The organism is Flavobacterium sp. (assembly GCF_049318325.1).
In the GTDB taxonomy this organism is placed as follows: domain Bacteria; phylum Bacteroidota; class Bacteroidia; order Flavobacteriales; family Flavobacteriaceae; genus Flavobacterium.
In genome coordinates, this window is record NZ_JBMOGQ010000082.1 from 1 (window position 1) to 10,156 (window position 10,156).

Here is a 10,156-nt window from a genome sequence, read left to right on the forward strand (position 1 = left end):
GAATAAATTTGGAATTACTTTTTAGTTTGTTTCTTAGTTACTTTACTCTTTACTTTCTTTACTTCTTCCTTACCTTTCGGAGGAATTTCCCAAACTTCAAATCTAATATTTCCTTTTGGATCGAAAATCCTTTATCATGCAAATACCATAATTGCAAATTCGTTTTAGCGGTTTCGTCAACTATTCCGTGTTTGGATTTGTAATCAAGAATTAATTGTTTTGCTCCAATGGGTCTGGGCCCAAAATCGCCTAAAACTTCTAAAGTATTTTTATCCAAAATAATCAACTTTGGAATTGACTTAGTTCCATTGGATAAAAAAAGATTCATCAAATCTTCATTTTCATCGCGAAAAACAATTTTTAAATTTATTTTATTAGAAACCTCTACCATTTGATAAATCACTGGGAGTACTTGAGCGGCATCTCCACACCAACCTTCAGAAATAACTAACCAGACATAATCTCCATTTAGTTGATTTAATTTCTGAATAATTTCGGTTGAAATATTTACTGTTTTTTCTAAACGATTCATTCTGGCTTCGTTCAGTTCACTATAATGTGTCAATGCTTCCGATTGTTCTTTTCCGGTTGATTTCCCTTCCTTCAATAAATCCTTGATATGATTTCTATAGTCAACATAACTATGACTTTGCAAAAGGCTATTTTCTATAATGGATTTCATAATTGCTTTTTGATACCGCGAAGTTACAAAACACTTTAGATAAAAAACATGACAATTGTTTGGCAACATTCTTTTTGTCAAATACTATAAAAAAAGAGAATATGTTTATATTTGCAGCACCTGAACTGAATCTCACAAAAGATATTCAGAACTAAATTCAGAATAAATGACTCGAGCCCGATAGGGCGACAGCATTGTACCGATAAAAACAATATTAAAGAGCAATGACTTGAGCGAAAGCGATAGCATGACTCCAATTAAACAAATATTAACTGGAATGAAATACAAAAGAATTCTTCTAAAACTAAGTGGTGAAGCTTTAATGGGCGACAGACAGTATGGAATTGATCCAAAACGTCTTGCTGAATATGCTGATGAGATTAAAGAAATTCATGATAAAGGTGTTGAAATAGCCATCGTTATTGGTGGTGGAAACATTTTTAGAGGAATTGCTGGAGCCAGTAATGGTATGGATAGAGTTCAAGGCGATTATATGGGAATGTTAGCAACGGTTATCAACGGAATGGCTTTGCAAGGAGCATTAGAAGACAAAGGAATGTTGACTCGTTTACAAACAGCTTTAAAAATTGAAGCGATTGCTGAGCCATATATTAAAAGAAGAGCCGTACGCCATCTTGAAAAAGGGAGAATTGTTATTTTTGGTGCCGGAACAGGAAACCCTTATTTTACTACTGATACAGCTGCAGTTCTTCGTGGCGTTGAAGTGCATGCTGATGTAATATTGAAAGGAACACGCGTTGATGGAATTTATGATGCTGATCCTGAAAAAAATCCAAATGCAGTAAAATTCGAAAACATTACTTTCGATGATGTTATCAAAAAAGGACTAAACGTAATGGATTCAACAGCATTTACTTTAAGCCAGGAAAACGCATTGCCAATTGTGGTTTTTGATATGAATAAAAAAGGAAATTTGTTGAAAATTTGCAATGGTGAAAATGTTGGAACTATAGTTAAGATATAGTTTGTTGTTTATAGTTTATCATTAACCCAAAACCATAAACCTAAAAAATGGAAGAAATTGAATTTATTTTAGACAGTACAAAAGAATCGATGGTTGGTTCTATTGCACATTTAGAAAAAGAATTTTTAAATATACGCGCCGGAAAAGCATCTCCACAAATGTTGGGAAGCGTTTTTGTTGACTATTATGGTTCTCAAACACCGCTATCGCAAGTTTCCAACGTGAATGTTCCCGATGCCAGAACGATCACCATTCATCCTTATGAAAAAAGCATGTTGCAAACCATTGAAAAAGCAATTATGGTGGCAAATCTAGGTTTCAACCCAATGAATAATGGTGAGAACATAATCATAAGTGTTCCGCCTTTAACAGAAGAAAGAAGACGCGACTTGGTGAAGCAGGCAAAAGCTGAAGCGGAAGATGCTAAAATCAGTATACGAAATGCGCGTAAAGATGCCAATACTGATATCAAAAAATTAGAAAAAGAAGGAACTTCAGAAGATGTTTGTAAAACAGCTGAAGACGATATTCAAAAATTAACAGATAGTTTTATCCGAAAAGTAGATGAACATTTGGCAACCAAAGAAGCCGAAATCATGAAAGTGTAAGGTTGTTAATTCAACATTAAATCCGTCCTGATACATCAAGACGGATTTTTTTATTCCTATTTTTGTCAAATGTTTTTTGCCAATTACTTTCAAATGAAGCGACTATTTCTATTATTTTTATTCTTCACGCTGTCGCTCCAAGCACAATTTCAAGTCAATGGAATTATTAAAGATTCTGAAACAAAAAAAGCACTTCCGTTTGCAACCATTAAATCCGAAACTGGTTTTTCTACCATAGCCGATGTTGATGGAAAATTTAATTTCGTTTTAGCATCACAATCTGAAACATTAACAGTGTCCTATATTGGTTATGAATCAAAAACCATTTCATTATTTGAAATAAAGTCCTATTCTACACTCTATCTTTTGCCAAAAATTGATGCGTTAAATGAAGTAACCATTTCAAATGTAAATCCGGCCAATGCCGTTATCTCCAAAGTTATCCAAGAAAAACAGCATAACAATCCACAAAAAAAACTGCAAACTTTTCAATTCAAATCCTATAGCAAACTACTCGTGACCGCCAATCCGGATTCAATCGTTGGAAAAATTGATACTGTTTTTGTGAATGCTGTTACCAGAGATAAAATTGCTAAAATTGATTCTTCTGATTACAAATTCAAGAAAATAATCGACAAGCAGCATTTATTTCTAACTGAGAAAGTATCTCAATTTCAGTTTGAAAAACCAATGCTCAAAGAAACTATTTTGGGTACCAAAATGGCGGGTTTTAAAGAACCTATCTACGAACTTCTGGGCTTCAATCTGCAATCGTTTTCTATTTATGATGACAAATATGAACTCTTTGAAACCAAGTACAAAAGCCCAATTTCAAATACAGCGCTCAAAGAATATCGCTATAAAATTCTTGATACAACTTCCATCGATAAGCGGGCTGTAATAGTACTTTATTTCAAAAATAAAATTAGCAACAAAGGTTTGGAAGGATTGCTTTATGTTGATGAAGAAAACTACGCAATAGTTAAAGCTGTGATGCGGATTCGTGGTGTCTTAGACATTACCGGAATTCACGAATTCACTTATTTGCCAGAAGAAAAAGTTTGGTTTCCCATTCGAAAAAACTTTAAAATTGTTAAAGGAAAAAGCAAAGAACCTACAGCTATTTTGGGAGGCCGAATTGAATTTGCTGCTGAAAATGATGACAGTAATTCAAAGAAAGTGGCTTCCGATTTCACTTATCTTTCTTCCGAAATGCAAGCTTTTAATTTAGTTGTGAATAACAATTTGAAAATTAAAAAATCTTCCGTTGCTATTGAAGTTAAAGACAATGCTAACAAAAGAGATGATGCTTTTTGGAATCAAAACAGAGCTGATAGTTTAGACCTGAGAAGTGAAAGAACCTATGTTGTTTTGGATAGTATTGTAACCAAAGAAAATATCGAGAAAAAAATCAAATTTGGCCGAAAAATTATCAATGGTTATTTGCCCTTTGGGCCGATTGATTTTGATTTACGTTATCTTTTAAGTTATAATAATTTTGAGGGATTTAGGATCGGAATTGGTGGTATTACTAACGATACTTTTTCTAAAAAACTGCGATTTGAAGGTTATACCGCATATGGATTGAAAGATGAAAACTTTAAATACAATTTAGGAAGTGCAGTCAGAATTGGAAATTTTTCCAACACCTGGATTGGTGGTTCTTTCACTGATGATGTTCGGGAGATTGCGAGTACTAGTTTTGCAACAGATAAAAGAGTTTTCAAAATTTATGACCCGAGACCCATTAACATAAGCACGTTTTACAATTATAAATCCTGGCGGGGTTATATAGAAACTAAAATTATCCCAAAAACAGAAACTATTTGGCAATTTACCCATAGTGAAATCCAGCCTTTATTTAATTATACTTTCAATTACAACAATAATTTATATCGCGATTTTGCGATGTCGACCGCTATGGTTTCCATACAATGGAATCCTTTTAGTGATTATATGCAGACGCCAGGTGGTAAAATTGAATTTGAAAAAAGATACCCAAAGTTTTCGTTTCAGTTTACCAAGTCATTGCCTAATTTCTTTGCCAATGATTTTGATTTCGGAAAAATTGATACCCGAATTGAGTATGAAAAAAAATATTTAAACGGACAGAAATCGAGTATTTTATTTCAGGCTGGCTATGTTTTTGGTGTGCTTCCCTTGACCCATTTATACAATACTTCTCCTAATAATTTAAACAAGGATATTCTTTTGCAAAGAATAACCATTGCCGGGAAAAATAGCTTTGAAACTATGTATTTCAATGAGTTTTTCTCGAGTGAGTTTGTGATACTTCAATTCAAACACGGGCTCAAAAGAATTGAGTTGTTCAAAAAAGTGAAGCCTTCATTAGTTTTGGTAACACGAATGGCATGGGGAAACCTAAAACATCCCGAACGTCATATCGGAGTTCAATACAAAACTCTAGATCGTGGGTTCTTTGAATCAGGCATTGAATTAAATCAAATTTACAAAGGATTTGGATTGACAAGTTTTTACAGATATGGTCCAAACCAATTGCCTCGTTTTGAAGATAACTTAGCGGTCAAATTAAGTTTTGTTTTTGATTTTGGGTTTTAATCATATCCAAAAGTATTATTTAGTTTTGCTTAAACATTACTGATAATACAATATATAAATTGATAGTATTTGAAAAACAATTAATACTTGTAATGTATTTTTTATTTTTACTAAAGTTCTATAAAAAAAGGAAGCTGTCATAAATGACAGCTTCCTAGATAAAATTATAGTATGAAATCTTATCTTATCTCTTAACTAATTTTCTAACGATTGTTTCGTTATTAGATTCGTTAACCAATCTAACAAAATAAATACCTGAACTTAAAGATGTGATATCTTCGTTGATTGTATTTAATCCTTGATTTAATTCAATTTTATTTGTTTTAACAACTGATCCGTTCATAGAATAAATTGTAACTAAAACCTCTGAACTAATACTTGATGTCAAATCAATGTTAAAGTTATCCGATGTTGGGTTTGGATAAATTTGTGAGGCATCTAAAGACACTGAATTACTGGCCATTCTAACATCTGGGCAAAAAGTAATTCCATCAAAAGTTAATAGTATAGATTTCTCAGCACTATATACACATCCATTGAATGCTTTTACTTTAACCGTTACTTTTGTAGTCAATGTTGGTGTTGCAACTGCAGCAAAATCAATATCAATTGTTCTTGTATTTGAAGTCCCTGTAGCTCCATTTGGAAGTGTCCAAACATATGATGTTGCATATGGTACCTCTGGTACTGCTATTGTTTGTATTGCACATTTTCCAAATAATGTAGCTCCTGTAACTCCTGTATTAGGATTAACATATGAATTAGTATGAGCACCTACAGCACCTAATGCAGTGGTTAAAGCTAATACTTTATTTGTTGAACTATTACCAACACCGTTCACTGAAGTAATCACTAAAGATTTTTCAGCAGCTGCGGTGGTAGTAGTAACTGTAAATCCAGCTGGGTATGTTACACTAAATGTCAAATCACTTGTTGTTAATACATTTGAATTGTTAGACAAATTAGACGCTGATGTAACTACAGCATTTGTTGGAGCAGTGATTAAATAAGAATTAGCCAAAGGTGAAGCTGTCATTGTATACGAATATGGTCCACCACACAATGATACTATCTGACCTGTAACTGTAGCAACAATAGCAGGTAAACTTGTAGTAACTTTTAATAACTTAGCAGTTGAAGTTGTTACTGGAGTCAATGTTGCATTATTAGTTACTGAATAACCAATACCGTTTTTAGCTCTTACACCAAAATAGTATGAAGTAACTCCAGCAGGCGCTGCAGCATTTATGTTTCCAGCAAAATTAACTGTTATTTCTCTATCTGTTAAAGGATTTCCTGACACAACATTAACCCATGTAGGTAATTCCCACTCATAAGAAGAAGCTAAAGGAGAAGCTGTTGCAGACAACAAAAGTGATGTATTTGTACCAATATATTTACTGATAATTGTTATAGCAGTTGTAGCTGCTGTACCTGTTAATGCAGGATTAGTTAATTTTACAGTTGCCGGAGCTGCTGGCGCAATTGCTGTTAATGTTAACAGTTTTGCTGTTGAAGTAGTTGTTGGATTTACTAGAGTAGTGTTAGGTGTAGTAGAAACACCAACACCATTTCTAGATTTAACTCCTATTCGCAATACATTAGTAGAGACTGGAACAGCAGCAGTTGTTGAATAATTAAATGTATTTGCGCTTGTAACTCCTGCAAAATCAACTTGAATTGCAGATGAAGTACTACTTGTTGAAAGAATAGGGAAAGCAGGGTTAATGGTTGCACCTTCATTAGTTAAGTTAGTAACTGGTGCATTATTTACAGCAGTAACCGCTACACCATTTGCTAAAGTTCCACCAACAACAGATCTTGTAGCTGTTTGTGTCACTATTCCACTACTGTAAACAGTTTCAGTCACTCTATAGTATACATTTCCAACAGCAGTTGGAGCTGAACTAATTGTAGTTAAGAATGGATAAACCGCATATAATCTAACGGTTGTAGAAACTACAGTTCCTAAAACTGGATTAACACCAGTTGGCAATTCCCATACATAAGAAGTTGCAACTGGAACAGCCGTAGGAGTTAAAGTTAACACAGTATTTGTTCCCATATAAGGAGCAAAAGTTGTGATTGCTGTAGTAGTTGTACCATTTGTCATTGTAATTGCGGCAGGAGCAGCAGGTAAAGCTTTTGTTAAAGCAACTGTTTTTACAACACCTCTACAACCAGCTTCGTTCACTGCTTGAACACCAATAGTTCCATAAGTTTCTGCACCAGCAGGAACATTATTGAAATTAACTGTTAGATAAGCATGTGTTGTATCAGTAGTTTGACTAACACTATTTACACCTAAAGGCAAAGTCCAAACATAACTTGTAACTCCAAGCTCTGTTGAAAGAGGTACTCTATAAGTTACTTCAGTTGTAGTACCAACATATTGACCAATAGCAGTAATAGCGGCAGTTCCAGTACCATTAGTAATGGTTCCTAAAGCCACAGCTGGAGTAGCCAATGTATTAACCACAATAGCAGTACGAGGAGTGCTCTCAACACCAGTAGTAGCATTAAATTGAGTAACATAATACGTTTTAGTACCAACTGTTGTTGTTGCTACAGTAGGAGGAACAAGTGCTGCTGTTCCACCAGTTAAAGCAGTATACCATCTTAAAGTTGTTCCAGGAGCATTAATTGCAGTTAATGTAGCTGCAACTGCACCTTTACAATAATTGATTGGAGTTGTTACGATTGGACTAGCAGTTTCAACTTGTGTTAATATTCCTGTGAAAGCAGCATTAGTAAAAGAAGCACCTGATAAAGCTGGAGAATCAGTTCCTGGTCTGTAATCTAAACCTGTATAACCAGGAGGAGTAGTACTGCCTGAATTTGCTGGGTAAGGGTTTACTAAAATTAAAGAAGTACCTGTAGCTGCAGTTGTTGTTGTTGTGCCAGCTAAAGATGAGTTACTACCAGCAGTATATTTGTCTGCAATAGCAGTTGTAGAACTAATGATAGGTGTACTACCAGCAATAATATTATTTTGCCATATTGTTGTGTTACCTGTAGTGAAGTTAGTCACAGAATCATTTTCAAATTGAAGACCTCTTCTAAAATCTAAAAACAAAGAGTTGAATACTTTTAATTGAGTAGCTCTTCTTAATCTTGCTGCTTTATCATGTAAATTATTTACAGAAGTTGCAGGAGTAGTTAATGTAGCTCTGTAAACTGGGCCTAAACAAGTAAAGTTTGTAAAAATAGCACTTGTTTTCCAAGCATCAGTTGTTGCATTACCAACATTAGCACCTGTTCCAGCACTGTTGTCTGATTCAAAACACTCTGATGTAGAAATATCAAATCCACTTGGATCTTTGATTGATAAACCAAATTGTACTCTACCGTTGTATCCATTATCAGTATCAAAATCATCATCTAATCCAGCTAAAGCTACTAAGTGTTTACAGTCAACTGAACCACCAAACCATTCGAATGAGTCATCATTAGAATAAGAAACTTGAACATAATCAATAGTAGTACCACTACCACAAGCTCCCATAGTTAAACCATTAAGCTCATTGTTTGGAGAAAATACGTAACCAGCATATTCAATTCTAACATATTTTAATGTTCCTGAGTTGTCATCATTTATTGGAGTTAAACCTCCTCCAAATTGGGTTTCTACTGTTTGAGAAATTCCCTCGATATAGTTTACACCATTATTGATGTTATATCTTCCCTTTCCAAGAAGAACAATTCCTCCCCAGTCACCTCTGTTTCTTGAACCAGCAGCATTTTTTGAAGTAAATACAATTGGAGAAGAAGCAGTTCCAATAGCATTTAATTTAGCTCCTCTAGTAACAATTAAAGAAGCTGCAGTTGCATTACTTTTAATAAGTGTACCTGCAGGAATAGTTAAAGTAGCATTATTTCTCACGAAAATAGTACCATTTAACTCATAAACATTGTTTGCACTCCAAGTAGTGTTCGCTGTAATATCAGCTGAAATTACTACAACAGGTTTTGTTGAAGTGTAATTTGCGTTTTGTGGATCAAACTCTGTCCAAGAGTCTGTCCAAGGAGCAGTTGGTGATGCTGCGAAAGCACCACGATACGATGTTGGCTCAATTTGAGCAATTGCGAAATTGACTACTAAAGCCAAAATAGCAATAAAATAATTTTTTTTCATTTGTTTGATTTGTTTTAAATGTTAAACATGGCAAACTTAAAACCAGTAAAACAACTAGATGTAAATAGGAAATTAAATAAAAATAATTTTTAGGTTAAAAAATAGTTTCTTAAAGCGAAGTGTTTGTAAACTATTGTTAAATTAGATGTTAACTAAATATTAAGCAACTATAGATAATGATTTCCGAAGTTGGTCAAAGTAAAATTTGTTAACAGCATCATAAAAATGAAAATGATGTCTAATCCTTTTTTAAAAATTCTTGGTACCAATATCCAGAGTTTTTAATGGTTCTTTTTTGTGTTTCATAATCAATGTAAACTAATCCAAAACGTTGTTTGTAGCCTTCTGCCCATTCAAAATTATCGGTTAATGACCATATAAAATAACCTTCCACTTTTCCCCCATTTTGTTTAGCCAATAAAACTTGATGCAAATACGATTTTATATATTCAATACGTTCTTTATCATCAAACATATTATGTTTAAATTCATCAAAAAAAGACGCGCCATTTTCGGTAATAATTATTTTCTTCACTCCAGCATATTTACTAAACTTTAAAATTAGATAGTATATAGATTTTGGATATATTTCCCAATTCATCAATGTATAATCAACATTTCTTTTTTTGGCAGGAATTAATTTTGCATTGATGTAGGGAACATAGGTATTATGTGCAATTACCTCACGAGTATAGTTTTGTAAACCAATGAAATCAAAATTAACTTTTAATAATTCCTCATCACCAGGTAAAAAATGTTTAGCAATATGCTTTAAAAAAGGGATTGCTTTTATAGGATAACCTAATCCAAGTGTAGGTTCAATGAAAGCTCTGTTAATTAGTGCATCAACTCGTTCTGTTGCTTTTAAATCTTTTTCAGAATACGTTTTAGGAGTAACATAAGTACATGAATATGTTGTGCCTACACAAGCTTCGGGAAATTTTTCTTTTATGGTGTTAAAACCAATAGCTTGACAAAGTAATGCATGATGCATAGCCGGAAGAAAGTTGTTCATACCTTTTCTACCTGGAGCATGTATCCCTAAAAAATATCCGGCACCAGTAAATACTGAAGGTTCATTGAGAACTATCCAATTCTTTACTTTCTGACCAAATGCATTTATGCAAACTTTTACATATTCTTCAAACCATGATATTATTTCTCGG

Annotated in this window: 6 protein-coding genes; 3 read left to right on the plus strand and 3 right to left on the minus strand. The window is 33.6% G+C overall.

The features are described from left to right. Positions 1-58: 58 nt before the first annotated feature. Positions 59-682, minus strand: coding sequence for a thioredoxin family protein (locus ACOYLP_RS08230; RefSeq protein ID WP_422855699.1), 624 nt, complete (start codon positions 680-682; stop codon positions 59-61). 277 nt (positions 683-959) lie between these two features. Between ACOYLP_RS08230 and pyrH the strand changes: the two genes are divergently transcribed. The 3 genes from pyrH (at position 960) to ACOYLP_RS08245 (ending at position 4,855) form a co-directional block, all read left to right on the plus strand. Beyond that, positions 960-1,667: a UMP kinase gene (pyrH, locus tag ACOYLP_RS08235; RefSeq protein WP_422855704.1), complete on the plus strand. Its 708-nt coding sequence runs from the start codon at positions 960-962 to the stop codon at positions 1,665-1,667. A gap of 47 nt (positions 1,668-1,714) precedes the next feature. Continuing rightward, the gene (gene frr, locus ACOYLP_RS08240; RefSeq protein WP_422855700.1) at positions 1,715-2,275 is read left to right on the plus strand and encodes a ribosome recycling factor; all 561 of its coding nucleotides are present in this window, start codon (positions 1,715-1,717) and stop codon (positions 2,273-2,275) included. A 93-nt stretch (positions 2,276-2,368) separates the two neighbouring features. Further along, positions 2,369-4,855: a DUF5686 family protein gene (locus ACOYLP_RS08245; RefSeq protein ID WP_422855701.1), complete on the plus strand. Its 2,487-nt coding sequence runs from the start codon at positions 2,369-2,371 to the stop codon at positions 4,853-4,855. Between the two features lie 184 nt (positions 4,856-5,039). Here the strand turns inward: ACOYLP_RS08245 and ACOYLP_RS08250 are convergent, their stop codons facing one another. Together ACOYLP_RS08250 and ACOYLP_RS08255 are read right to left on the minus strand one after the other, a co-directional pair. Next, on the minus strand, positions 5,040-8,990 hold the full coding sequence (locus tag ACOYLP_RS08250) for a T9SS type A sorting domain-containing protein (protein ID WP_422855702.1): 3,951 nt from the start codon (positions 8,988-8,990) through the stop codon (positions 5,040-5,042). A gap of 238 nt (positions 8,991-9,228) precedes the next feature. Beyond that, the coding region (locus ACOYLP_RS08255) for a glycoside hydrolase family 1 protein (RefSeq protein ID WP_422855703.1) at positions 9,229-10,156 on the minus strand (928 nt) is incomplete at its 5' end.

What these genes read in the sequence shown, in the direction of transcription:
- ACOYLP_RS08230 (WP_422855699.1), bottom strand. Translation starts at nt 682, where the DNA reads ATGAAATCCATTATAGAAAATAGCCTTTTGCAAAGTCATAGTTATGTT.
- pyrH (WP_422855704.1), top strand. Translation starts at nt 960, where the DNA reads ATGAAATACAAAAGAATTCTTCTAAAACTAAGTGGTGAAGCTTTAATG.
- frr (WP_422855700.1), top strand. Translation starts at nt 1,715, where the DNA reads ATGGAAGAAATTGAATTTATTTTAGACAGTACAAAAGAATCGATGGTT.
- ACOYLP_RS08245 (WP_422855701.1), top strand. Translation starts at nt 2,369, where the DNA reads ATGAAGCGACTATTTCTATTATTTTTATTCTTCACGCTGTCGCTCCAA.
- ACOYLP_RS08250 (WP_422855702.1), bottom strand. Translation starts at nt 8,990, where the DNA reads ATGAAAAAAAATTATTTTATTGCTATTTTGGCTTTAGTAGTCAATTTC.